The 25,166-nt window shown below is 46.3% G+C and carries 17 protein-coding genes; 3 read left to right on the forward strand and 14 right to left on the reverse strand.

The genetic code is table 11. The annotated features are described in order from the left end of the window. Positions 1-180: 180 nt before the first annotated feature. The 11 genes from J2Z66_RS16200 to J2Z66_RS16250 all read right to left on the reverse strand — a co-directional run bounded on the left by J2Z66_RS16200 (position 181) and on the right by J2Z66_RS16250 (position 17,820). Positions 181-2,469, reverse strand: a complete 2,289-nt coding sequence (locus tag J2Z66_RS16200) for a NosD domain-containing protein (RefSeq protein ID WP_209972486.1) — start codon at positions 2,467-2,469, stop codon at positions 181-183. Between the two features lie 298 nt (positions 2,470-2,767). Next, positions 2,768-4,138 carry an ABC transporter substrate-binding protein gene (locus J2Z66_RS16205; RefSeq protein WP_209972487.1) on the reverse strand — a complete coding sequence of 457 codons (1,371 nt, stop codon included), beginning with the start codon at positions 4,136-4,138 and terminating at the stop codon, positions 2,768-2,770. Positions 4,139-4,176: 38 nt separating this feature from the next. Beyond that, positions 4,177-6,423 carry a NosD domain-containing protein gene (locus J2Z66_RS16210; RefSeq protein WP_209972488.1) on the reverse strand — a complete coding sequence of 749 codons (2,247 nt, stop codon included), beginning with the start codon at positions 6,421-6,423 and terminating at the stop codon, positions 4,177-4,179. A gap of 218 nt (positions 6,424-6,641) precedes the next feature. Next, positions 6,642-7,577 carry an AraC family transcriptional regulator gene (locus J2Z66_RS16215; protein ID WP_209972489.1) on the reverse strand — a complete coding sequence of 312 codons (936 nt, stop codon included), beginning with the start codon at positions 7,575-7,577 and terminating at the stop codon, positions 6,642-6,644. 698 nt (positions 7,578-8,275) lie between these two features. Then, positions 8,276-9,340, reverse strand: coding sequence for a dienelactone hydrolase family protein (locus J2Z66_RS16220; RefSeq protein WP_209972490.1), 1,065 nt, complete (start codon positions 9,338-9,340; stop codon positions 8,276-8,278). Positions 9,341-9,355: 15 nt separating this feature from the next. Beyond that, entirely contained in the window at positions 9,356-10,672 is a 1,317-nt protein-coding gene (locus J2Z66_RS16225; RefSeq protein ID WP_209972491.1) for a Gfo/Idh/MocA family protein, read from the reverse strand. A gap of 77 nt (positions 10,673-10,749) precedes the next feature. Then, positions 10,750-13,080, reverse strand: coding sequence for a helix-turn-helix domain-containing protein (locus J2Z66_RS16230; protein WP_209972492.1), 2,331 nt, complete (start codon positions 13,078-13,080; stop codon positions 10,750-10,752). 85 nt (positions 13,081-13,165) lie between these two features. Next, positions 13,166-14,275 carry a Gfo/Idh/MocA family protein gene (locus J2Z66_RS16235; RefSeq protein WP_209972493.1) on the reverse strand — a complete coding sequence of 370 codons (1,110 nt, stop codon included), beginning with the start codon at positions 14,273-14,275 and terminating at the stop codon, positions 13,166-13,168. A 58-nt stretch (positions 14,276-14,333) separates the two neighbouring features. Then, positions 14,334-15,956, reverse strand: coding sequence for an extracellular solute-binding protein (locus tag J2Z66_RS16240; RefSeq protein WP_209972494.1), 1,623 nt, complete (start codon positions 15,954-15,956; stop codon positions 14,334-14,336). A 32-nt stretch (positions 15,957-15,988) separates the two neighbouring features. Then, complete coding sequence (locus J2Z66_RS16245) at positions 15,989-16,846, reverse strand: carbohydrate ABC transporter permease (protein ID WP_376774425.1); 858 nt, start codon at positions 16,844-16,846, stop codon at positions 15,989-15,991. A 50-nt stretch (positions 16,847-16,896) separates the two neighbouring features. Continuing rightward, positions 16,897-17,820, reverse strand: coding sequence for an ABC transporter permease (locus tag J2Z66_RS16250; protein WP_312894608.1), 924 nt, complete (start codon positions 17,818-17,820; stop codon positions 16,897-16,899). Positions 17,821-18,291: 471 nt separating this feature from the next. Here J2Z66_RS16250 and J2Z66_RS16255 point away from each other — a divergent pair, with 471 nt between their 5' ends. Next, positions 18,292-19,407: a stalk domain-containing protein gene (locus J2Z66_RS16255; protein WP_209972496.1), complete on the forward strand. Its 1,116-nt coding sequence runs from the start codon at positions 18,292-18,294 to the stop codon at positions 19,405-19,407. A gap of 214 nt (positions 19,408-19,621) precedes the next feature. Here J2Z66_RS16255 and J2Z66_RS16260 read toward each other — a convergent pair whose 3' ends face one another. Together J2Z66_RS16260 and J2Z66_RS16265 are read right to left on the reverse strand one after the other, a co-directional pair. Beyond that, positions 19,622-21,901 (reverse strand): TOTE conflict system archaeo-eukaryotic primase domain-containing protein, encoded by a 2,280-nt coding sequence (locus J2Z66_RS16260; RefSeq protein ID WP_245375598.1) that lies wholly within the window; start codon positions 21,899-21,901, stop codon positions 19,622-19,624. Positions 21,902-22,218: 317 nt separating this feature from the next. Then, positions 22,219-22,737 (reverse strand): C40 family peptidase, encoded by a 519-nt coding sequence (locus tag J2Z66_RS16265; RefSeq protein WP_245375599.1) that lies wholly within the window; start codon positions 22,735-22,737, stop codon positions 22,219-22,221. 367 nt (positions 22,738-23,104) lie between these two features. On the opposite strand from J2Z66_RS16265, the gene J2Z66_RS16270 reads away from it, so the two are divergent. Together J2Z66_RS16270 and J2Z66_RS16275 are read left to right on the forward strand one after the other, a co-directional pair. Then, positions 23,105-23,782 carry a chromate transporter gene (locus tag J2Z66_RS16270; protein ID WP_209972497.1) on the forward strand — a complete coding sequence of 226 codons (678 nt, stop codon included), beginning with the start codon at positions 23,105-23,107 and terminating at the stop codon, positions 23,780-23,782. Positions 23,783-23,799: 17 nt separating this feature from the next. Further along, entirely contained in the window at positions 23,800-24,336 is a 537-nt protein-coding gene (locus J2Z66_RS16275; protein WP_209972498.1) for a chromate transporter, read from the forward strand. A gap of 66 nt (positions 24,337-24,402) precedes the next feature. Here the strand turns inward: J2Z66_RS16275 and J2Z66_RS16280 are convergent, their stop codons facing one another. Beyond that, on the reverse strand, positions 24,403-25,161 hold the full coding sequence (locus J2Z66_RS16280) for a YheC/YheD family protein (RefSeq protein WP_209972499.1): 759 nt from the start codon (positions 25,159-25,161) through the stop codon (positions 24,403-24,405). Positions 25,162-25,166: the final 5 nt, after the last annotated feature.

Raw genomic sequence — 25,166 nt, forward strand, 5'->3', positions numbered from 1 at the left:
GCTCAAATGGATTACTGACTACCAGCAGAAGCTTCTTTCCTGAGGGAAGGGGATAGTGGCGATAGGGAAATCTGCGCTTCCTTTCTGATTCCCTTGGAGAATAAAGGGACATATCGTCCGATTTATCACTATAAAGCTGCAAGGTGTAGTTGGATTTCTTTCTCCAGGAACCCCCATAAATCAGAAGCTTCGTGAAACCTCAAACCATATCCCCGAAATGCGCTTCAGGTTGATATAGTAATCCGCTGACAGGCCTTTCAGGTTCTTGCCGCCTTTCAAGCGGATTTTCGCAGAGTTATGAATAATCGTGGCATGAATGGAAAGTCTTACGATGATTTCCTGTCCCTCCACACCTCCGGTGAAATCGGTTACACTCGTAGCAGCAGTATACGCGGCAAGACTGACATAATCTGCAAGGGCAGCGCTTGGTTGAGTGGTTCCTGATGGCACGTCATAAGAGACAAGACTGTCCCCTGGAACGTTATTGGCAACGACCCCGATCTGATCACGCCCTCTCGAGTAGTATTGCCTGGTCACATTTTTGCCTGCTGCTGAATTGCCGATCAACTGATTGCCCGTACTTTTCCCAGCGGTTTGCTCATAGAAATACCAGTAATGATTCGGCTCAGCTCCAATGATCACATTGCCTCTTACATTTACTCCCGTGAGCTTTGCATCATTTAATTGTGCGAGGTAGATAGCAGCTATACCCGCCGCAGGCTCCATAATCGTATTGTCCGAAATATCCATATGACCTGTAGCCGATATCCCCCAGACAGTACGGGGGGCAGGAGGTGGGCCATAGTTCGGCCGGGAGTAGATTGCATTCGCCGGCAGCGGGGAATTCCAGTCCGATTCTACAGCAATAGCAGCCTTCCTGTTCCTGCTGGCAACTATAATATTGGACGTAATTTTATGGGAGGTTGACTCTACAGCAGCATAAATGCCATAGTTCGATCCGCAATAAATTTCATTGCCTGTTACGACATTGCCAACCGTTCCCACATACAGCTGGATTCCTCCCTCCCCAGCAGATGACAGGGCCCTGCATTTGTTGCCAGAAATGATATTGTAGTTGGATCCATAAGCGAGATGAATGCCGCTGGAGTCAAAATCAAGGCACTGGTTCCCGCTAACCACATTGTTGCTTACCTGGGGGCTTAGAATGATGCTGCGGTGCAGCTGCCCTTTGCAAATATTATCTGAAATGGTATTGTTTTCGGCTGCAACAAGCCATATCCCGTGTGATCCATTCTCAACATGGTTAGCAACAACCAAATTATGAGAGCATACTTCGGTTGGAGGTATGAAGGCTCCAGTATCAAATCCCCCATATCCATTTATACTTTCACCAGTAACCTGAATGCCCGCTGCCTGCAGGAAAGGACCTCCGGCAGGAGATATAGGCAGTTGTATATGATTCGCTATGACTTTATTAGACGTACAGCCGCGATGCAGTCTGATCCCGCACAGGTCATCAGGAGCAGCATCATACAGATTATAAACCGAATTCCCCGTAATCACGCACTGATTGGACGCACTTCCAAAAATGCCTCTTTTCGCCAGATGATTTCCGTTTAATCTCAGTCCGCTAATCGTACATCCGCTCACCGCCTGGACCTGGCCTCCAAAAAATGGCCCCCACAATTCAATCATGGCTAATCCAACACCCGAGATAGCCTTTAACTCTCCCCCTCCGTTTCCTCCGCTTAAATAGACAAGTCCATTCTTGATACGAAGATAGCTGGTTTGGAAAACACCTTCAATCACGACACCTTTGCCAAGCAGGATGGCGAAGTCGATAGCCCTCTGGATGGCTTTGGTATCATCGGCCGTACCATTGGCGAGTGCGCCGAACATATAGGGAGTGATACTCTCTCCATACAACCGGATGAGACATCCGGTGCCTGTCGGGTCTGTTTCGCCTGTTCCACTCAGAAAAGCTTCCAGACTTGCTGGCATGCCATCCCACGGAACAGTAATGGAAACGATGCTGGCGCCATTGTGTGCTGATTTCGGACGTGTTTTATCCAAGTAGAAAATATCTCCTCCAACCGTTGTACCGGGATGAAAGCTGCGCACACTGAAATGCTGGCCATCTGTAAGCGTTGTCAAATTAAGAGTTTGAATATCCGCTACACTATCCAACGAGACCACATCGCCGCTGATCGCTGCTTTAACCGTCTGGGGAACACTGAACAATAATCCGCCAGCAGCAACTGCGGCCCCCAAGCCACCCATTGCAGCCAGCAATTTCCTCCGGCTTAATCCGGTTGAGGAGAGAGGTGTGATTTGATCCATATCCCTGCCCACAGCGGTTTCCGTGGCCACACCTGCATCTGCGTCTGCGTCTGTGCCTGTGCCTGTGCCTGTGCCTGTACCTGCTTCTATGCCTACTTTTGTGCCCCCTCCCGCGTCTGCCCCCTGCTGTCCGTCATTTTGCCTAGCATGATCCATGATTTCTGACATATATCTGCCTCCTGAAATGGATTAGAAGAAGCTCGACTGAGCCGTTCTCAGCCTAAGTGTAAAGGGAATACCTGGATTCGGCCATTGGCAATACGGACGTTCTGCTTGTTGATTCAGCCACATCCGATCCCACTCTCCTTTTTCATGACCCTACCTGCTGTGCGGATAAGTTTTCATTTGTACTCATTTCATTTGCCTCCTTTAAGGAATTTCAGAACACCGGTTGCTAAAAAGGTTGCATTATCGGCCCCGCCAAAAAAAATGGAGAGGCCTCATACAACCGCTGGACTAAATGTTCTTATTCCATTGCATTTATACTTTCATCCAATTCCTTTAGGGAGTCATCCAGAGACATAGTACCCTCCATATATTTTTGGTACGCTGCCAATACACCGCTGCTGATTGCATTCGCTTTCTTGGCTGAAAACAACAGTTCATGCTCCTTCAGCACATCGTCTTCCGGAAATGCCGTATAGGCGCTCACGTTTTTTCCTGGTACAGGGTTATTCTGCCAATCCAGACTATCTTTCATGGACATCAGGATGGGCACTCCATTCCCCACTTTCATAAAGGCTTCTTGACCTTCTTTTTTGACAAAGGCCGTAACGAACGCGGCTGCCGCTTCTTTATGCTTGGACTTGGCATACACGGAGTAACCGCTTGTTCCTGAACCGACAGCACGCTTCCCTGGCAATTTCGGGAATGTCGCAACATCCCATTCGAATCCCTTAGCAATGGCGGCATTGTTCACACCTTCCGCCGCCCATTTGGCGGAGACCAAAAATGCCACCTTGCCAGCATAGAAGGGATCTTCCGGATATTCGCCAAAAGGATCAACGGAAACGCCTTCTTTGACCAGGCTCCAGCAGTCCGTTAGCCCCTGAACCACCTTGGGATCCGAGAATTGAACTTTACCTGTCTCTTTGTTTAAGTAATTCACGCCTCTTCCTTGCGCGCAGGGTCCCCATATCGTGGGTCCTATTGGCGCAATGTTTACTCCCCACTGTGTGGTTTTGCCGGATGCATCTCTTTTGGTTAACTTCTTAGTGTACTCGAGAAAAGTAGCCCAGTCCCAATCATTGGGTGGCAACGATAATCCTTCTTGTTTGAGTAGTGTCGTGTTGACCATCATCACCATATGCAGAGCGTCGCGCGGGAGCATATAGACCGTGTCGCCCACCGTACCGTAAGCCAGCATGGCTGGATAAATATCGGAAGTATCTACACCGTACTGCTTGATATAATCGTTCAAAGGCTCAAGAATTCCCGCGTCAGCAAATTCTCTGACGTAACCATCCCCCATCCATGTAACGTCGGGGAGATCACCGGAAGCAGCTTGAAGAAGCGCTTTCTGCTTCATATCACCGATATAAGGCTCTATTTTCACCGTAATATGAGGGAAATCCTTCTTCAAAATATCGGCTACTGCCTGCACATTCGCTGTTTCAGAAGGATCATTTATAACGCCTACACGGATCGTGACAGGCTTGGTGTCCGGCTGTGTTGTGCTTGTGCTGGTACTCGTACTCGTTTCCTTGTTTGTATTCGCCTCAGGACCAGGTTCGGTCGTTTGTTCATTCGGGTTGTTATTACCGCTGCAAGCATTGAGCAGAGTGGTGATAAGCGCAATTAACATTAATATTTTGAATATTCCGACTTTATTTTCCATGGCTAACCCTCTTTTTCAAATAATTACCTTGCGGCTTCTTAAAAATTCCGTGAAATCTCAAACCATATACCCGAGGTCCGTTTCAGATTCACATAGTTGTCCGATGACAAACCTGTCAGGTTGCTGCCGCCTTTCAAGCGAATTTTTGCAGAATTATGAATAAGGGTGGCGTGGGCGGAAAGTCTCACGATGATTTCCTGTCCTTCCATACCTCCAATAAAATCGGTAATGTTCGTGGCCGCGGTATATCCGACAAGACTGATATAATCCGCGAATGCGACGCTTGGCTGAGCAGTTCCTGGTGGCACCTCATATGCGACCAGACTGTTCCCTGGAACGTTACTCGAGACAACCCCGATCTGTTCACGCCCTCTGGAGTAATATTGCCGTGCCACATCCTTGCCTGCTGCTGAATTGCCAATCAACTGATTGCCCGTGCTTTTCCCTGCGGTTTGCTCAAAAAAATACCAGTAATGATTCGGCTCAGCTCCAATGATCACATTGCCTCTTACATTTACTCCCGTGAGCTTTGCATCATTTAATTGTGCGAGGTAGATAGCAGCTATACCCGCCGCAGGCTCCATAATCGTATTGTCCGAAATATCCATATGACCTGTAGCCGATATCCCCCAGACAGTACGGGGGGCAGGAGGTGGGCCATAGTTCGGCCGGGAGTAGATTGCATTCGCCGGTAGCGGGGAATTCCAGTCCGATTCTACAGCAATAGCAGCCTTCCTGTTCCTGCTGGCAACTATAATATTGGAGGTAATTTTATGAGAGGTTGACTCTACGGCAGCATAAATGCCATAGTTCGATCCACAATAGATTTCATTGCCTGTTACGACATTGCCAACCGTTCCCACGTACAGCTGGATTCCTCCCTCCCCAGCAGATGACAGGGCCCTGCATTTGTTGCCAGAAATGACATTGTAGTTGGATCCATAAGCGAGATGAATGCCGCTGGAATCAAAATCGAGGCACTGGTTCCCGCTGATCATATTGTTGCTGGCCTGGGGACTTAGAATGATGCCGCGATGCAGTTGTCCTTTGCAAATATTATCGGAAATGGTATTGTGTTCAGCAGCAACAAGCGAGATCCCATGTGTGCCTTGTTCAATCTGGTTGGAGACAATCAAATTGTGGGAACAAACAAGGGTTGGAGGTATGAAGGCTCCGCTTTCAAATCCGCCATATCCGCTTATACTTTCACCAGTAACCTGAATGCCGTAGCCTAGCAAAAGTGGGCCACCAGGAGGCGTGGTGGGCAGCGTTACATGATTCCCAATGATTTTATTAAACGTGCAACCCTGGTGCAATCGGATTCCACACAGGTCATCCGGAGCAGCATCATACAGATTGTAAACCGAATTCCCCGTAATCAGGCACTGATTGGACGCACTTCCAAAAATGCCTCTTTTCGCCAGATGATTTCCGTTTAATCTCAGTCCGCTAATCGTACATCCGCTCACCGCCTGGACCTGGCCTCCAAAAAATGGCCCCCACAATTCAATCATGGCTAATCCAACACCCGAGATAGCCCTTAACTCTCCCCCTCCGTTTCCTCCGCTTAAATAGACAAGTCCATTCTTGATACGAAGATAGCTGGTTTGGAAAACACCTTCAATCACGACACCTTTGCCAAGCAGGATGGCGAAGTCGATAGCCCTCTGGATGGCTTTGGTATCATCGGCTGTACCATTGGCGAGTGCACCGAACATATAAGGATTAATACTCTCCCCATACAAACGGATGAGACACCCGGTGCCTGTCGGGTCGGTTTCGCCTGTTCCACTCAGAAAAGCTTCCAGACTTGCGGCCATGCCATCCCACGGAACGGTAGTGGAAACGATGCTTGCACCATTGTGTGCTGATTTTGGCCGGGTTTTATCCAAGTAGAAAATATCTCCGCCAACTGTTGTACCAGGATGAAAGCTGCGCACACTGAAATGCTGGCCATCTGTAAGCGTTGTCAAATTAAGAGTTTGAATATCCGCCACACTTTCCAGCGAGATCACATCGCCGCTGATCGCTGCTGTGGCCGTCCGGGGACTGGTAAATAACAAACCGCCAACAGCAACAGCTGCCCCCAAGCCGCCCATTGCAGCAAGCAATTTTCTCCTGCTTAATCCGGACGGTGAGAAAGATGCTTCTGTTTCTGTGGCTCTCCCAGTGTTTCCCCCTGTGTCCGTTCCTGTGCCTGCTCCTATGCCCGGTCCTGTGCTTGCTCCTGTGTCTGCCCCCTGCTGTCCGTCATTTTGCCTAACAATATCCATGATTTCTGACATGTACCCTGCCTCCTGAAAATGGATTAGAAGAAGCTCGACTGAGCCGTTCTCAGCCTAAGTGTAAAGGGAATACAAGGATTCGACCATTGGCAATACGGACGTTCTGCTTGTTGATTCAGTCAACTCCAACGAATAGTGACAAATCTTGGGATGAATTCAAATAAGATGATCGTAAAAAAAAAATGAAAAGAGCGCTTTCAAAAGTAAGTCAACTTGTATCATGGAGCTGTATAACCGTAGGGAACAGACTTCTTCTGCTCATTCCACACCCTATAATTCAGCTCTCGATACTTCCCAGGCGAGCATCCGATCTTTCTCGTAAACAATGTGCTGAAGAAGGCCGCATCCTCATACCCAACCGAATTGGCGACTGAAGGAATAATTTCATCGGTCTCTGCCAGCAGCTGTTTTGCTTTTTCCATCCGGATTTGCTGTACATAATCAATAACACTGCAGGCCAAATAACGGTTAAACTGCCTGTTCAGCTGCCTTTCGCTAAGATGAAATAATTTGCAAAGCATGGCAATGCTTATTTTCTGATTGTAATACCGCTTCAAATAGCTGACAATGCGCCGTATCAGTAAATCTTGTGTATTGGAATGTTCCGTTCTTCCACTCTGGCGATCCCCCAGGATCCTTGACAAATGAATCATCAATTCAATCATCTGCAGACGAATACACACTTCGTAACCGGGACGGCCACCATCCAGCTCATGCTGCATACCATTAAGCAAATATAGAACTTTATCGGCATCCTTTCCATGCAAATTCAAACAATGGTTGAAACGCACCCCCTCGCTGATGAACGGCTGAACGTAAAAAAAGTCCATACTATGCGAAATTTGCAGTTCATGGAACAGCGCTTCGTGGATAAGTTCCGGAAGAAAGAGACAATTAATGATCTCAATTTGCTGATCCGGCTGCAGGTAGTATCCGTGCACTTCACCTGGATTAATGACAAATATATCGCCTGCACGGATTTCATATTCCATATCCTGAAAGCGATGTATGCCTTCCCCTTCTACCACATAAACAAGCTCCGTAAAACAGTGACCATGCAGCAAAGGCATATCACCCTGATTATGAATTTGTCTCTGGATTGAGAAAGGAAACTGCCCACTCATCTGACATATTTCAAGCGTCTTGATCTCCACGCTTTACCCCTCCAGACATGAACGGTTATTTTTTAAGAAAACACCTTGCGACGTCCTTTGATGTGCGTGTTCGTAATTTGGGTGCGTTGCGGAGGGAATGGCTGTGGGCTCCAGCCGCTGTTAAAGATTTGTTCCCTTGAATGGAACGGATGCAGAGGCGAGAACAAACCTTTAAGGCAGACGCTACCACTTTTCCACCCATCCCCCATACCCCTTACCTCTTTCAGCTACAATTGTGCCAACACCAAGCTCAAAGGTACAGTCAGCAAGGGTTTTTCTCTTGGTTGAAAGACATTTCCTAGCGGTCAAAGGCGCTGGGGAAGAGGATCGTGCGCAGCCGAGAAGGATCTGCTGCTTTAACGATGTTTTTCATCGTTAAAAGCACCAGGTCCGCTCCTCAACCTTGCTTTAACGATGAAAAACATCGTTAAAATCCCTTTTACCCACCCCGAGAGGCCATCCGACCTCTTTTAACGATGAAAATCATCATTAACGTGACGGATTAACCTTGAACATTTACTTTAACGATGAAAAACATCGTTAAGTGGAGTACCTCTCATTTCTGCGGGGTGCGGGCTGCTACTAGGATGCTACTAACGCTCAAACGGACTGAGAGCAAAAGTTGATCCCCCCCATCGCTGTTAAAAATGTGTTCCTTTATTAGACTCTAGCGGTTGAAATCCGCCTTCACAAAAGACTTACAACCATTGATTGAGCCAATCCAATGTAGTCGGAACATTGAACTGATGCCCACCTTCGAATCCGTCAAACTTCGTTTTCTCTTCACAGCCCGCTGCGGTATAAGCTCTTTTTACCGTCTCATAGGCCTGCTCCGATGCCTCATAAGGAAATCCCATATCATGCTTGCCACTGGTCAGCAGCACAGGCTTAGGGGCCAAGAGCGCAGCAAGGTCAGCCATCTCTCCATATTTCAACAGATGAGGGATCGTCATCGAGCCGCAGAAATTCCCCCACTGGATGGCATGGGACTCGAATGAATTGAAATACCCGCTAATCACAGCAGTCCGGATGCGATCATCCAGTATCGACGTATACAGCGCCCAGGCTCCACCAAACGATAGCCCGATGCAGCCGACTCTCTCCATATCGACCTCATCCCTGGATTCCAAATAATCGACGCAGCGCATGGCATCCCAAATATTCAGAGTGAGCGGATTTATGCCAAGCATAATGGACTTTAAGAAAACAAGATCACAGCCGTCCTTCTCTCCCCCTGCGTGAGGTTTGCCGTAGCCCAGATTACGCTCACCGAAACCTCTGGCATCAGGAACAATCGCGATGTAACCTTCCCGTGCTAAGGCTGGCGCCATGTTATAATTGTGCATTTTATAAGCAACTTCCCGCTGTCTTTCCCCGTGTTGAATGTCGGCAACGTCATCCTTGCCTCCTCCATGACCATGCATGCATAACACCGCAGGAAGCTTTCCGTTTCTGCTGCGAGCTATTGCTTTGGGGTTATCTGAATCCGGGATGAGAAAATAAAATGGCACCTGCATATTTTCCTCGCTGTGAATCATTACTTTCTCACATATGTACCCCTCATAGCGCACCTTCTCAAGAACAAGTGGACGTGGATCGACGATTTTCGCCGGCCATTCGCCCAACAGCTCATACAGCTTTTCCGTAAATTGATGCTTCCATTGCTCCCAATCTTCCTTATTATCGGCACTGAAACTAAAGGGTCTCGCTGTCTCCTTGTACTTCTCTTTCAAATACTCACCCATAGAATAATAATGCGACATACGGCACACTCCCTCTTATTCAAACCATTTAGGAAATTTATCATATTCTTTCAAATCAAAAGGTTGTGTCGAAATAGCCCACGGTAAGCCAGCTTCTGAAAAAAGCTGCTTGCTGCTGGAAACCGATTGAATAGCGTCCGCGATGTCGTTGACGATCACAATCCTGGCGTCGCTTCCGTCACTTCCATTACTTCCATCACTGCGATCACTTCCGTCACTACCATCACCGCCCTCAGCTAGCAATAGTTCATGCCTATATGGCGGTGCAATAGCATGGATGCGGCGTGATGACTCGAAGGCTCCATTAGACACCAGCATATAATTTCTCGCTGCCTGCACAGGGCAAATTAGTTCCTGACCATCTCCACGGATGGTATGCAGAAGGTTCATATACATATTACTTAAATAATTTTCTGCCCCGTAGTCATATCTAATGACTTCACCATCCTTCTCGATGGTCAGTGTGTTATCATAAGTCCATACCGCTGTTCCTGCTGTTCCCTCTACACGGATACTGGGCGTAGGCGATTCTTTGCTGCAGAGAGTTGCATAGTAATACAGCTCGGTTTGATCGCTCATGCGGATTCGCATGCACGAAGTATCCTCCCCTTCAATATCGTTGGCCCGATACAATTCCCCCGTCACCTGAATCGGTCTAGGTGCAGCTGAACCCAAACGATTGCTCGCAGTGGCCAGCCGCAGCATATTGTTGAGGATATGCGCAGCAGTATTGTGGATGGTCCCATCCAATACGAAGCTTCCGTCCAAATGGAGCTTACCGGACCATCTCGCCCTTTTGAAGTAATCATCCGTTCTTTGCAGGATGCCTGTTCCAGTGATGGTCTGGATTGAGGGCCCAAGCGCGCCTTGTTCAAGCAAATGCAAAAGTTCAGTAAATGCTTTACCAGATAACATCTGGAAATTCACGGCACAATGTTTTCCCGTTCTTTTGGAAACCTCAATTAAACGATCAATATCCTGAATGACTGCGGCAGGCGGTTTCTCCAGCAGCACATGATAACCGGCTTCCATCACAGCCAGCCCCATTGGGGCATGGAGGTGAATAGGCGTCGCTATGACAACGAAATCAATCCTGGTCTCCAGCCGCAGCATTTCTTTGTAATCCGAGTACAGGCTGATCCCTCTATTGCCTAGAAGATCATTGTCTTTCTGGGAGAGCCGCGATTCGCACACACTCACCACCTCAAGCAAACCCTCATCCTGTAGAAGAAGCATCTGCTTCAAATGTTGGCCTCCGAAGCCATTGATACCAATGATCGCTGCTTTGCAGACTTTTGTTATGGTTGCTTCTGTTATGGTTCCTTCTGTCATAGGTCCTCCCTACCTTGTCACAATCCCTTGAACTTGAACTATCCTTTTATCGATACTCCGTCAGTCTTTTCCCATCATCACTCTTTGCCCACATTGCGATACTGTATCGGTGTAATGCCCTCGTTCTTTTTAAATTTGCGGATGAAATTATTTTGGTCTACGTAGCCGACGTGCTCGACAATGTCCTTTAGCTTCATATCCGTATTTTTCAGCAATTCCTTCGCTTTGTTCATCCGCATCCCATCCATATAACGCATCAGCGGATAGCCGGTTTGATCTTTAAAATAACGGGATAAATAGGAGGGCGATACACCGAACTTTTCCGCGATGTTTTCCAGGCTGACAGACGGGTCCGTATAACAATCGTTCACATAGGCCAGTACGTTTTGATACAGATTCACGTTCTTGCTTTCCTTCTGACCCTCGATGTAGCTGCATACCCTGGAACAGAAATTGACAACGAGCTCCTCTAGCTCCTCCATCGTTTCGTATTTCGGGGAAAACAGGTTCTCCATACTTTCGTCAATGTAGTCCTTCAGCTCGATGCCCATTTCGATCATCGTTTTCATAACGGTGTTGATGATGTCGAAGCAGATGAATTCCACTGTCTCCATCATCATCGCCCTTTCGGCGATCCGCTCCGTCATCTCCTGGACCACCCGCTGTACCTCATCGCCATTCCCCTGCTTGATCGCAATGACGAGACGGGACTGCAGCTCCGTGGGATACCAGAATTCCCCTTCCTGTCTGGGGGCGGTATGATCGTAGAACAAAATATGCCCGTGTCCCTTCAGGAAGCGGTACTTGGCGGCATTTGCCGCTTCCAGATAGGAACGATGGATCATGAACGAATCGCTATAAATCCGGCCGATACCGACAGTTAGCGTGAAATGGAAATACTGTTTGAAATATTGACTCGCCTGCTCGGCCAAATCCTGCAGTTCGTCTCTCCCCACCCCTTCACGCATATTAAGAATCAGTACAACTCCCCGGTCTTCCGTCCATTCCAGCCCATAGCCGCAGCCCTGCTTGCTGGACAGCTCTTCGAGGATGTTCATCAGGCTGTATTTAAGAATTTGCTGCATCGACTGCGTATTTGTTTTGACGAAGCGGGGATAATCGTCAATCAGACACAGGAGCACCGCGAACTGCGGATCATCGAGCGGTATATTAGCCAGCTTCTGAGCATGCTCAAGCTCCGCTTTTCTCCACACTTTTCCTTTCAGCAGCGTCAGCAGCACATTCTCCTTGAGGACACCGGCCTGATTTTTGATAATCGAATGTAGTCCGCGGTTTTCCTTCGACACCTCGCCAACGGCATGACCGATGATCGAGATTTCGTCGCGTTTGGCCGAGAACTCACGAATCAGATTTTGGCTGCGAATCATATCTGCCAGCCCCCTGAGAGGGCGATAATTCCGCAGTGTCAGAAGAAAGGAAGCCAGCGTTCCGGCCACAAGCAGCCCAGCCAGCGTCTTCAGGAAGAGTGTCCGGCGGTTGTAGGCCTGCTTCATAATCCGATCACTCGGCATCGCCGATAAGTAGGTCCATCCGTTCACTTCCGACTTCAACTTGACGACGGACCATTTACCAGATTGGACCTGGACTGTATGCACGCCTTCCGGAAGCGGCATGATCTGCAGCTGCTCCAGCACGGACTGTGGAGTTTCCTTCTGCGAACTCGCGGAAGCATAAGCGACTAACTCGTTCTTGTTATTTAAAATAAACGCATGCCCTACATCCGTATGCAGCACGTTCCGGAACAACGAAGCAAACGACTTGCCATCAATCTGAAAGATGACCGTGCCGTAAGGCTTGCTGGCGTTGTTTGGCAGCGGGTAGAGATAAGTGGCAAACATCTGGGTCTCCCGGTCATTCAGCAGAACATTTTCCAACGGGCGCATAACGGGCATTCCCGGTTCCTCCAGCATTTCCAGAAGTCCGGGCTTCCCCCAGTTCTCGTATCGGTACTTATAATCGAAAAATCTGTCGATCGTATACGTCCCGCTTGCTGCATAGACGTTGGGATCGTCGCGGAACGTGTAGTAAACAGCAAGGTCATAGATAAAGCTGTTAGACGAACGATATTCTTCCATCAAGCGCTGCGTTTTTAAAAGCCCGTAACCGCTGTTGCCTAACACAAACGGCATTAGATCCGGATTCATGGAAATTCGATTTGCAATCCGATTCATTTCCTGCGTCCTCATGTCCATCGCTTCTCTCACCTGGGTGAGCAAGGACAGATTAGCTGCCTTCACTTCCTGCTCGATTTCGGGAATCAGCCTGGCGAATACAACCGTGGCTACAATCGCCAGAGCGATGCAGACGATGATGATATAGGAAAAGAGGTAGTCATAAAACGTTCTGGACCAGTTCGGCCGTTTCCATTTACTTTTGAACCATTCCATTGATTTTCCCCTGTCCGTAATTCAGTCGATATCTAGAGCTTGCTGGATTTTTGAACCGCTGTCAATAGAGAAGGCTAACTAGGGCTTATGATGGAACACGCTCCCAATCTTCACCCAGTCCCAATCCGCGTAAATCAGCGAAGGTGTTGTTCAGCTCGGCCTCGTATAAGCGCCAGATGACGCGAAGCCCCTGTAAACTTGTCGGACCATCCGTCAGTGGAACAGAACCATCCCGGATACAATCGAGAAAATGTTCAATTTCAAAATGCGTATATTTGCCGGACATATTCATGTCGAGCAGTACGGTAGTGCGTGATTCTGTGTCCAGATTTGCACGCTCTTCCTTGATATGGGTATGCAAATACAGCTTTTGATCGCCCAGATGAATTTCCAACATGCCTTCCGTGCAATGCGCATGAATGCTCCATCCAAGCCGGGTGCCTCTGGCTCCCCATGTCCCGAAATGATAGCCTAGTGCACCACCCTCAAACTCAATGGTTACATTACTTGTACCTTCCTTCTCCATCCACGGTGTTCCGAAATTCGTGCCCATATGAATGCCTCTCACAGGTTTGCCCAGGAACCAGAGCAGCAGATCGACATAATGGCAGCCATGGCTGAAAAACTGTCCTCCGCCTAATCGCTCAGCTGATGTGGACCAGTGATCATCGGGAAACTTCGTGAATTGCTCCGTCCAGATTGACATCTGAAAGCAGTCACCATAAGCTTTGCTGTCAATTAACTCCTTCAACATGCGCACAGAAGGGAAGAATCGTACCGGATAAGCGGTCATCAGTACTTTGCCAGTCTCCTCCGATGTACGAATCAGCTCAATGCATTCTTCCTCTGTGTTGCACATCGGTTTTTCCATTAATACATGCTTCCCAGCTTTCAAGCAAGTCATTCCCACCTCAAAGTGCAAATCATGCGGCAGTACAACAAGCACCGCATCAACGGCATCCAGCAGCTCGTGATAGTCAGTGACGAACAGGGAAGCTCCTGTGATCTCGGCAGCTTCACGTGCTCTATCCTCCACAATATCACACGTAGCCGTAATAACCATCCGCTCATTCAGCTCTTGATATCCGATACTGTGTGTACCCGCCATGCCCCCGCAGCCAATGACTCCCAATCTTATTTTATCCGTGCTGTTCGTGCTGTTGCTGTTCGTATTATTCGTAATATTCGTGTTCATAGGTCTCTCCCTTATCCTTAATAGTTAGATAGCTTACGACTGAATGGCCCCGGCTGTCTTAATTATTCTGATACCGCTGGTAACCAAGGTTGTAGATTTCCATATATTTATCAAGTCCCATTTTCTTGAGCGTAGAGACATATTTATCCCAATCGGTGAACGGAATTTCACCGCTGACGAACTTAGCCTGCATTTCCATGATATACGTATAGATATCTGTGCCGTAAGCAGTAAACTGATCGTTTTCCTCTGGTGTATAGCTGAAATCCGCCCATGTCTCCTTAGGGAAATAAGGCTTCAGTTTTTCCGCCGCTGCAACCGCATCCGCACTGCCTTCCGTCCCTTTGAACGTCTTCTGTTTGACGATGCTCGGATAACCCAGACCCGGCCAGACCAAGTATTGGCCTATGGCTTGATTCAAATTAAGTCCCTTCGGATTTTTGACGATTTCGTCGGTATATTCGTAATTTCCATCTTCAGTTACTTTGTACGTATCCCCTTCAAATCCCATAAAGTACATGCGGACCCCTTCTTCGCTGTAGAAGTAATCTGCCCAGCGCATGGATGCTTCCGGGTGTTTATTTTTGTCTGTAAGCACGAACGCACCATTGATAATAACGGAAGGATTGACCAGCGCATACATTTGATCACCGTGAGGACCCTTAAGAACTTCCCCTCCTACGTATCCTGTGCCGTTGAACGCAGCCGGCCCAATACCAAGAAACGTGCCTACATTGCCTTCACTCGCTCTTGCGACGAATTCCTCATTCGTAATGGTAAACAATTCTTTGGTGAAAATATTTTCTTTATACAGCTTGTTCATAAACTCCAAAATTTCTTTGTAGCCTGGATCGGTCGGAATAAAACGCAATTCATTCGTCTTCGGATCAACATCCACTAAAGCATGCTTGTATCCACGATTGCCGAGACCCCATGCCCCTTTTAAATAGGAGAGCAAGTGTTGAGGCCCAAAGAAGGAGATGGGAATCTCATCTTGTTTGCCATTTTTGTTCAAATCAGTTTCATGCATCGCCTTCAACAGCAGGTACAGCTCATCAACCGTCGTCGGAAGCTTCATGCCAAGCTGCTTCAGCCAATCTTCCTTCACCCAGAACTTCTGGCCGCTCAATACAGAAGAGAACTCGGGATCGAAGAGCGCAGGCAGCCCATAGATGTTCCCATCAGGCATGGTGATGCTTTTTCTGATAGACGGATTCTCATCCAGCAGCTTTTTCAAATTAGGCGCATGATTGTCAATCAAATCGTTGAGCGGTAAAAATACCTTGGTTTCCCCATATTTAACTAAATCCAGATTGGAAACGCCAGTTCCATAAATAATTTCCGGGTAATCCCCGCTGGCCAGCATCAAATTCAGCCGTTCTGTCATATTCGCTGCCGGCACCAAATCCCAGTCGATATGAATGCCGGTCATTTTCTCGTAATCTTTCCACAGTCTGATATTGCTCCAATCCGGATTAACTGCTGCGGGATAGTAAGAGAATACCTTTAAAGAAATCGGCGAATTGACGATAGGCATTCCAGGGTTCAAAGCATCGCTGCCGGATGGGGCATCGGATGGGGACGGGGACGTTGTCGGCTTTTCCGTACCTCCGGAACAGGCAGTCAGGAGAACAGTAGAGAAAAGGACAAGCATTAAGATGATCAGTGTGACACGTTTCATGGGATCGTTCCTCCTAATTAGTCAATCAAGCACTAGCCTTTAATGGCGCCAACCATGACACCTTTGACGAAATATTTCTGTAAAAACGGATACAGCAAAAGTACAGGCACATTGGTCACAATAATGACCGCATATTTGATCGAAGCCGCTACAAGCGCTTGCTGTGAGGACGACTCGCTGTTCAGATCCATCATATCCTGGGTCTGGTTCTGCACCAGTATTTCCCGCAGGATGAGCTGCAGCGGATACTTATCTCTGTCAGACAAATAAATCAAAGCGTTGAAATACGCATTCCAGTGCCCGACGCCGTAGAACAAAATCATAACGGCAATGATGGGCATAGACAGCGGCAGCACAACTCGCACCAAAATGTTCATGTTGGAGCATCCGTCCATAACAGCGGCTTCCTGCACTTCGTTCGGAATGGTGTGCTGAAAAAAAGTTCTCATAATAATAATATTAAATACTGAGACGGCATTTGGAATAACCATTGCCCAGAATGTGTTAATGAGTCCCATGTTTTTGATAATCATATAGGTAGGGATGAGCCCCCCGCTGAAAAACATCGTGAACATCATAAACATCACGATCACGTTCCGGCCCTTTAAATCTTTACGCGATAGCGGATAAGCGGCCAGCACAGTCATAACGAGGTTGATGGCTGTTCCGGCTATCGTGTACATAATCGTGTTCAAGTAACCACTCATAATGTCCTTGTTCTGAAATACGCGGGAATAAGCATCCAGGTTAAAGCCTTTCGGCCAAATCCATACCTCGCCGCGGATAACCGTTTCCGGACTGCTAAGCGAGGCGATGAGCACAAAAACCAGCGGATACAGAACGATCAGCAGCGTCATGGACAGGATCAAGTAATTCAGCACGCTGAACATTTGATCACCCTTTGTCTGGCCTATGCGATTTTGTCTGAGCTTCTCTACTTTTACCATAGGCTGGTCCTACTCACCTTTCTGGCTATCTGATTAACAGATATAAGCAGTATGCAATTAACAACCGAATTAAACAAGCCTACGGCTGTAGAAAAACTGTACTGCGCACCTAAAATCCCTGACCGGTATACATAAGTACTGATGACATCTGACCCTTCCATATTGAGATCGTTTTGCATCAAAAAGATTTTCTCGAAGCCAAGGCTGAACATCGAGCCCATGCTCAAAATGAGCAGGATAATAATGGTCGGTAAAATGGAAGGCAGGTTGATATGCCATATCCGCTGAAGCCTACTGGCTCCGTCCATCTTTGCTGCTTCATGCTGCTGGGGGTCCACTCCGGCAAGAGCGGCCAGATAAAGAATAGAGCTCCAGCCCATCTGCTGCCATACGTCCGAAAAGACGTAAATCGTTTTGAACCAGCCCGCATCCGTCATGAAAAAAACAGGACCAAACCCGAGTGCCTGCAGCGCCAGATTAAGAAGGCCTGATTTCGGCGATAGAAAAATGAAAATCATACCGACCACAACGACTGTCGATAAAAAATGCGGCGCATACGTAATCGTTTGCACGGTTTTCCTGAATCGCTTGCTCTGAACTTCATTGATCATAAGCGCAAGCAAAATCGGTACAGGGAACCCGACCGCCAGCTGGTACAAGCTGATGCCGAGCGTATTTTTGATCAGCCGCCAAAAGTAATAGCTGTCAAAAAAACGTTGAAAATGTTTAAACCCCACCCATGGGCTGTCCCAAAAGCCTTTGCTCGCGATAAAATCCTTAAAGGCGATTTGCACCCCGTACATCGGTAAATAGTGAAAAACAATAAAATACACGACTACCGGGCTTATCAACAAATACAAATCCCAATTCTTGCGCCAGGCGGAAAACCTGGTTGGCTTCTTTGGCTTGACAGTTATTTGCTGCGTTTGAGAATATGAGGCCACTGCCTACCCCTCCTTTCTGGATGAATAGGTACAGTATATAAACTAACCTTAATAGGTGTATATCTGCATTTTTGACCTAGTATGCAGTTCTTTACATATGGCTCCTTATCCTTCTTTTACCCTTTGAGGAGCGTGTTTGTGGCGTTTGTGCTAGAGGGAGGGAATGGATGTGGGCTCCAGCCGCTGTTAAAGATTTGTTCCCTTGAATAGAATGGATGTAGGTGTTGAAACAAATTAAAACGGACATCCAGAAAGGATTTTCATCTAACGAACCCGAAGCTCTTATTTATCCGGGTGCAAACGGGGAAAGAGCAAATCAAAAGCAGCTGTCCGTAAGCTTTCCTAAATTAGGGGAATTACGATAAATAAGCGCTCTGATGTCCGTAACGATGATGAGTGCGCCCCCTTGCCCCCTTACTTGATTGTTTAAGCTGCCTATTCCAGATGTTTGATAACGAATCTACAAACAAAAAAGGAGATTATGCCATGAAAAAATTAAATTTCTTAACAGGGTTAATTGTTGGTGTTGGCATCACTGCAAGTTCCGCAGCCATTGCGTCTAATGGTATTCAAGCAGTACTTTTTCCAAGCAAGGTCGTCTTTCACATCAATGGAGCAGAAAAGGAGCTGGACACGACTGGAGAAGAACCGATAATCAATTATAACAACAAAACCTACATACCCTTACGCTTATTCGCTGAGACAACAGGATCCACGGTTACGTATCAAGCTCCAACCGAAGCATCGGAAAACAAAAGCATCATTCACATTTTCGAAAAAGACCCCGATCAGCTTACCCTGCAGGATTCCGAGGGATACGTTAGTATTACCCATGCGAAAAGCAGCATCGACCAAAATTGGGGCGGGCTTTCAGGAGTAATCAAAATCAATAAGGATATGACTGGAAAAGCCATCGAAATAACAGCGTTAAATAAAACTAATCAGGTTATTGGCACAGCCGGTTTAACTATCGAAGGTCCAGCTCAACTATCGGTGGGGGATGTGCGCAGGTTTGGTGCTGGTTACGGGGTTACTTTAGCTCAAAACGAGGAAGCCGTCACCTATCAGATCAAAGTCAGAGATACTTGGGCGCTTACGAATAACTCCGATTTGGCTTTTGTTGGGTCGCTTGTTGAAGATGTCGGAATTGCCTTTGACGGAGGTCTTGTAGATTTTGAGAAAAATGGATTCATATTTAAAGTTCGATTTTTAAATGTTTACGAACAAAGTATCACCATCCATCCGTTTCAATCTGAACTACAGATTCTAAAGCTGAATGGAACCAAAGAACAGCTTGTGGATAGGTACCCCTTGGCTGCTCTTGAAGGAATGATTCCGGCAAAATCAGAATACGAAGCTTGGCTCCCAGCATGGCATTTCAAGAATAAAAGCGGCAAGCCTATATCACCCGGCAAATATGTGTTACGGCTTATAGCGCCTGAATCCCTTAACTATACAATTAAGGGCAGTGATGAAGTAAAAACAATATCAACCTTAACAAAACAATCAAGGTGGGAGTATGATTTTACTCAAGAGCAAATTGATCGGTTTGCTAAGTAGAAGGACGCATCAAGTGTCTAGAAAACAACTTTTGTGGTGGGATTGGGCTGGGTATTCACCCCCTTTACTGCTCCGCCCCTTTATATCCCATCATCCGATAGCCTTTAACTCGTTTCTTATACATACTCATTAAGACGGGTACTTGTTTGTCCACATAATCATAGATCTCCACTTCACTCTTATTGACATGGGAACGGTGCAGTCTACCCGCATACTACTGAAGGGTTCCTTTCCATGAGATCGGGTGTGCAAGAAACAAAGTATCCAATCGGGCATCGTCAAAGCCCTCGCCGATTAATTTGCCCGTTGCAATAAATACGCGTTCTTCATGGTCAGGAATGCTTGCGATTTGCTGCCTGATCGCTTCCCTCTGCTTCTTCCCCATTCCACCGCGGAGGACGATTATATTTTTGGCGAATTTTTCAAGACGTTTTTCAAAATAGGCAACATGGGCCGTACGTTCTAATAGCAGTAAAGGAGATCTCCCTTTATCCAAGCAGCTCAGCAAGTCGTCGAAAATCTTCGAGTTACGTTCCTCATCCGTCACAAGTAATTGATAAATATCCTGGATGCCCTTAGTTTCTGAACCTCCTGGTAATTGAAACTGAGTGTAACGTGGTATTACAGTCAGCGAAAACCCTCGTGAAACTGCTTGCATCTTAGCATCAACACGTATTCTCACAGGACCTAATTGCATGATCATGATGGCTTCTTGACCATCCTGACGTTTAGGTGTTGCCGTTAATCCAAATACATATTTGGATTTCGCCTGCATCAAAACTTGCTCAAAACTGAATGCTGAAACATGATGGCATTCATCCACTATAATCTGTCCGTAATCTTTGATATAATCCTTTACTTCACCCTTATGATTTAAGCTTTGAATAACGGCAATATCCACGATGCCTGTTCGTTTATCTTTACCTCCTCCAACAATACCGATTGATTCTTTCGGTAAATCAAGAAAAGTCTGCAATCTTTCCTTCCATTGGTCCATAAGTTCCCTGCGGTGTACCAATACCAGAGTGTTAACTTGGCGGTTCGCTATGATGTTGGAAGCAACCACCGTTTTCCCAAATGCCGTCGCTGCTGCTAAAATTCCCATATCATGGGCCATGATCGCCCTTGCCGCGGTATCCTGCATGGTTGTCAAAGTCCCACAAAACTTAGTATGAATGGGTGAACCCTCAGACCTCTCATCACTTATGCTCAATTCGATATCATGGTGTTTAAAGAACGCCTGTACTTGCTGCAAACACCCTCTGGGCAATACCATATTATTCGAAAGATCCTCAGCACAGCAGATCACCCTTGGTTTTCCGTAGGTAGATAATCGCAAAGCTTGTGTTTTATAAAAATCTGGGTTAGCAAAAGAAGCAAGTCTCATTAATTGGTTAAGCATGTCGGGGGAAAGGCCTTTTTTGGAAACATAGAGACGATTCGATATGACAAGCGTTACTGTATCAGGTAACTGTTCACGTTTAGATATATCTAATGCTTTCCCTTTCGCTTCCCACGGCCTATCTTCATCTCCTTCAGAGTCTAAAAAACCTAATTGAAGAAAATTGCTTTCCAAGTCATACTTTTGTAAAAAACTGATAACTTCATCCTCTGTTAGTTTGCCTAATCCAAAAAGAAACTGCCACTGATCCTCATAAGGTTGAAAAAACTCATCTACAAAAACACTATTCCCACTCTTCCGTGGCCCTCCTTGAAGTGGGAGCGCAATTAAATTACCAAAGCCACCTTTGGGGAGGGTATCTTGATTGGGGAATAATCGGTCATAGGAGTCTAATCCCAGCTGATATCTCTGTTTCATCGTTAAAGTTAAAAGTGTAGTTCCCAGTTTTCTAGCCAAACTCGCAGATAGTGGCTCACTAAAGAAAATCCAAATATGCCCACCATTTCCTGAACGGGAGCGCTCTAGCGCAGCGGGGATCTGTCTCTCCTTGCATACACGCATCACTACTGCAGTGTCTTCCTGCCAATTTTTCTTATCAAAATCAATAGCTAGAAACCAGCAAGTCTCATCCTTCAACATTGGATAGACGCCAATTGTTTGATCGGCCCTTGCATCTAAATGGTTTGAAATTACCTGATCCGTTACTGGCAGGAAATCTTGATGAAGACATACTGAGCATTTCACCTTTGGTTTTTGACAAACAGCCGTCCACTCATTACCACAAGCCGGCGAATATCCCGATTTCCCTTGTTTGTTCTGCCATCGAATTGGGTAAACTTCTTCACGTCCACGAAAACAGCTCCGGTATAATTCCAACTTATCTTCAACTGTAGAAAATTGATGAATACCCTCTGTCTTTGAATGTCTTATTGTAGCTACTGTTTTATCTCTATTTATATCCAAAGTTCTATGATCCACTGTCACTATTTCCGTAGAAATTAGATTAAGTTTTGACTTAAGATCTTCATTTTCACGCTTTAGCCTTTCGATTTCTATCATTGCCTGACGAAGCTGCTCCTTAATGTTATTCAACTAACTTCACTTCCCTTTCATAGTTAGTGAACTTTTTTATCAATAACAAATGAGTCGTATCATAGTATATTTTTTGTATAAAGTTCTCGCTTCATACAATATGATATCGCAGGTATGATCGTTTGAGCTAGAGGTTCACAAAAAAAGAACTCCTAAATGCGAATCTACAATACAATAAGCGCGATGCCGCGGCGCAATCTTTCTATACAACAAACATCAAGTAAAATAAAAAGGACACCCTCAACAGGATGCCCAATAGTGTGTCTCGTTTCAAATTCATATTGAGAGCGCTTTAAAAGTGAGAGCAGCCTGTCCACTTATTTAAGAACGCGAACAGCACTTACATAATGATCGTCCCACCAGCCGGAACCCATATCACTGAACTTGACGCCGCCTTTGCCAAATGTGTGCAGGACTTTATTGTTGCCAGCATAAATACCGACATGGCCAATGCGTTTAATGGAAGATGAGCTGTACTTCATAGTGGCTCTAGTCGAAAAGAATACCAGATCTCCGACACGTAAATTTTTCCGGGAGATTTTAGTACCATTTTCAGATTGTCCTCTAGCTCCCCGGGCCAGGTTAATTCCATGTTTTTTGAATATATATTGAGTAAAAGATGAGCAGTCAAATGTACGCGTGGAACCGGACTTAGCCCCCCATTCATACGGGGTTCCCAAGAAACGTTTGCCCATATCAATAACTGATTTCTGCTGGGCACTCGTCGCAGCGGCTTGAGCAGCAGGAGGAACAACAGATACACTTAATAACAATGAAAGCGCCATACAAAATGACAAAAATAAAAACCTCTTTGGAAACTTCAATTTCAAACCCATTCTAAAAACCTCCCAGTAGATTCTCGTTGTAACCGGTTTCACAATTTGAATATAGCAGTTTATGTATTTATATTACAATGGAAACAATTACATCCTGCCAGGTTGACCCGCAAAAAACCAGGCACAGTCAAGGCTTGTCCTTTTATTAAAAATTGAAGAGAATAATATGGTTATTTATCACTTGACAATTAATAAACTTATATTAACCCCATTTTAAATAAATGTCTCTATAAAAAGTCCTGGAAATCCGTCAACAATTCCAAAATTTCTACTTTTCACAAAAAATACTTCAAAGTTTATTCCAAAATGAAATAAAGTAGTTTATACTTAGGTCAACATCATGACTATAAGTAAAAGGATGAGTACAATGACGAAGCGATCGAACCATCGAAGCTGGAACATGCTGCTGCAAATTTTTTGGTCTTTTTGTAAAATTGCTCCCGCAACCTTTGGCGGCGGTTACGCGATGCTGCCTGCGGTAGAACGTGAGGTCGTTAAGCACCACAAATGGTTAACAGAAGAAGAAATGGCCAGGGCTATTTCCATAGCAGGCGCCTCACCTGGAGGGATCGGTGTTAATTTCGCCGTCTTTATCGGCTTCAAGCTTATGGGCTGGCGGGGTATTATCGCAGCTGTTGCGGGCATTATGCTGCCAACCTTCCTTATTATTGTGAGTCTGGGCGTTTTCTTGCAAGCCACGCGGCAAAATGTGAAAGTAATGGCAGCGCTGCTAGGCATCCAGGTAGCGATTATATCTCTGGTGGCATATGCAGGTGTAAAAATGTCCCGCTCGGCGATTTTAGACAAAACCACCTTAACCCTATTAATAATTAGCATCGTTATGCTTCTTCTTGGTGTTCATCCAGCTGTTATGATCCTGCTTGGTGCTGCTGCAGGAGTTGCCAGCATTTATATCAAGGAGAAGCTGCGCCTTTCTATTTCTACAGAGCGAAGCAAGACAGCATCGGCAAAGGCCTCCATGACCCAAACAAAAATCACTTTTGCGCCAAAGGTTCATGAATATTACTTTGGCGATGGTATTTGAAGGCGAGGCGGTCCATTATGCTATTAGAGTTATTTGGGACTTTTTTTATTATCGGCTGTATCTCCTTCGGTGGCGGTTATGCGATGATCCCTGTCATCCAGCATGAGGTGCTGGCCCATGGTTGGATGACCGATGCACAATTTGCCGATACTGTTGCTGTGGCTGGGATGGCTCCTGGTCCTATTGCAACGAACAGCGCCATTTACATTGGCTATCAAACCGCAGGCTGGCCGGGCAGCATCATCTCAACTGTCGGAATGATCCTTCCCTCCGTCATTGTCATTGTACTGGTAAGCATCGTTTTTTATAAATGGTACGATCATAAATGGGTGAAAGCCGTGTTTTACGGATTACGGCCAGTAATTGCCGGACTTATTCTGTATGCTGCCATCCGTCTTGCTATGGTACATCCAAGCTTCAACAGTTTATCAATCAACGCACTGATAGCATGTTTGTTAATTCTGGCTGCCATTGTGGCAATCGTTCGTTATAACATGCATCCTTTGTTTGTTATTATTTTGTCTGCTCTTGTGAATATAGCCATTTATGTTTAAAAGAAAAACTCCCAGCGTAAAGCCGAATGGGAGTTTTCCGAAGCGTCGTGGCGGCGGCTGTACAGCTTATTTCGTCCTTCCGTACTGCTTGGCATAGGAAAGTATGTGCCGATACAAGCTTTTATCCCTCATGTTCTTTAGCGGATATATTTGTGGGCTCGTATTCACTTCCAGAATCCATGGTTTTCCCTTTTCATCCAGTGCTACGTCCAGGCCAAGTTCTCTGAACCCCTTTTTATGCTGATCAAAGTTGTAGCCAACGGATACGCCTAATTGCTTCAATTGTGATTCGGTACGTTGAATCAACGCTTTCTTGTACCCTGCTCCAGACAAGGTTGGGGACAAATAGTCAACTTTACCGCCTTGGGCGTAATTGGTAGCGACCTTTCCCGGTATGCCTATTTTCGTGAACATCCCCGTGCTTACCCATCTTCCTTTATTCGTCTTCTGGACCATGACACGAATATCGAAAGGTCTTCCATTGGTTTTAGCCAAACGAATGCCCTGCTGCAGCAAAAAAGATCTGCCACGGGCAAAACGAGATAGCTTTTTGTACAAATGATCCATACTTGAGCAGGCATTCTTTCTAGTGCCTAATTGGATCCGGTACCCATGATTTTTTCTTTTGATCCGAATAATGTCAGCCCCGCCCGTTCCTCCCGTAGGTTTGAAGTAAATGATCGAATAGGCGGAAAGCATCGATATTAGGTTCTCTTTATTAAACAGTGCCGTGCGGGGGACATGCCTCCGTAAATCCCGCTGCTGCAACAGCCATTTGGTTTTAATCCACTTGCTGCCGAATGTGCTGCTTCTATATCTCTTCATATAAA

The organism is Paenibacillus eucommiae (assembly GCF_017874215.1).
In the GTDB taxonomy this organism is placed as follows: Bacteria; Bacillota; Bacilli; order Paenibacillales; family NBRC-103111; genus Paenibacillus_AI; species Paenibacillus_AI eucommiae.

Excerpts from the sequence above, each read along its gene's own strand:
- J2Z66_RS16200 (WP_209972486.1), bottom strand. The coding sequence starts at position 2,469 with ATGTCAGAAATCATGGATCATGCTAGGCAAAATGACGGACAGCAGGGG.
- J2Z66_RS16205 (WP_209972487.1), bottom strand. The coding sequence starts at position 4,138 with ATGGAAAATAAAGTCGGAATATTCAAAATATTAATGTTAATTGCGCTT.
- J2Z66_RS16210 (WP_209972488.1), bottom strand. The coding sequence starts at position 6,423 with ATGTCAGAAATCATGGATATTGTTAGGCAAAATGACGGACAGCAGGGG.
- J2Z66_RS16220 (WP_209972490.1), bottom strand. The coding sequence starts at position 9,340 with ATGTCGCATTATTATTCTATGGGTGAGTATTTGAAAGAGAAGTACAAG.
- J2Z66_RS16225 (WP_209972491.1), bottom strand. The coding sequence starts at position 10,672 with ATGACAGAAGGAACCATAACAGAAGCAACCATAACAAAAGTCTGCAAA.
- J2Z66_RS16230 (WP_209972492.1), bottom strand. The coding sequence starts at position 13,080 with ATGGAATGGTTCAAAAGTAAATGGAAACGGCCGAACTGGTCCAGAACG.
- J2Z66_RS16235 (WP_209972493.1), bottom strand. The coding sequence starts at position 14,275 with ATGAACACGAATATTACGAATAATACGAACAGCAACAGCACGAACAGC.
- J2Z66_RS16240 (WP_209972494.1), bottom strand. The coding sequence starts at position 15,956 with ATGAAACGTGTCACACTGATCATCTTAATGCTTGTCCTTTTCTCTACT.
- J2Z66_RS16245 (WP_376774425.1), bottom strand. The coding sequence starts at position 16,846 with ATGTTCAGCGTGCTGAATTACTTGATCCTGTCCATGACGCTGCTGATC.
- J2Z66_RS16255 (WP_209972496.1), top strand. The coding sequence starts at position 18,292 with ATGTTTGATAACGAATCTACAAACAAAAAAGGAGATTATGCCATGAAA.
- J2Z66_RS16265 (WP_245375599.1), bottom strand. The coding sequence starts at position 22,737 with ATGGGTTTGAAATTGAAGTTTCCAAAGAGGTTTTTATTTTTGTCATTT.
- J2Z66_RS16270 (WP_209972497.1), top strand. The coding sequence starts at position 23,105 with ATGACGAAGCGATCGAACCATCGAAGCTGGAACATGCTGCTGCAAATT.
- J2Z66_RS16275 (WP_209972498.1), top strand. The coding sequence starts at position 23,800 with ATGCTATTAGAGTTATTTGGGACTTTTTTTATTATCGGCTGTATCTCC.
- J2Z66_RS16280 (WP_209972499.1), bottom strand. The coding sequence starts at position 25,161 with ATGAAGAGATATAGAAGCAGCACATTCGGCAGCAAGTGGATTAAAACC.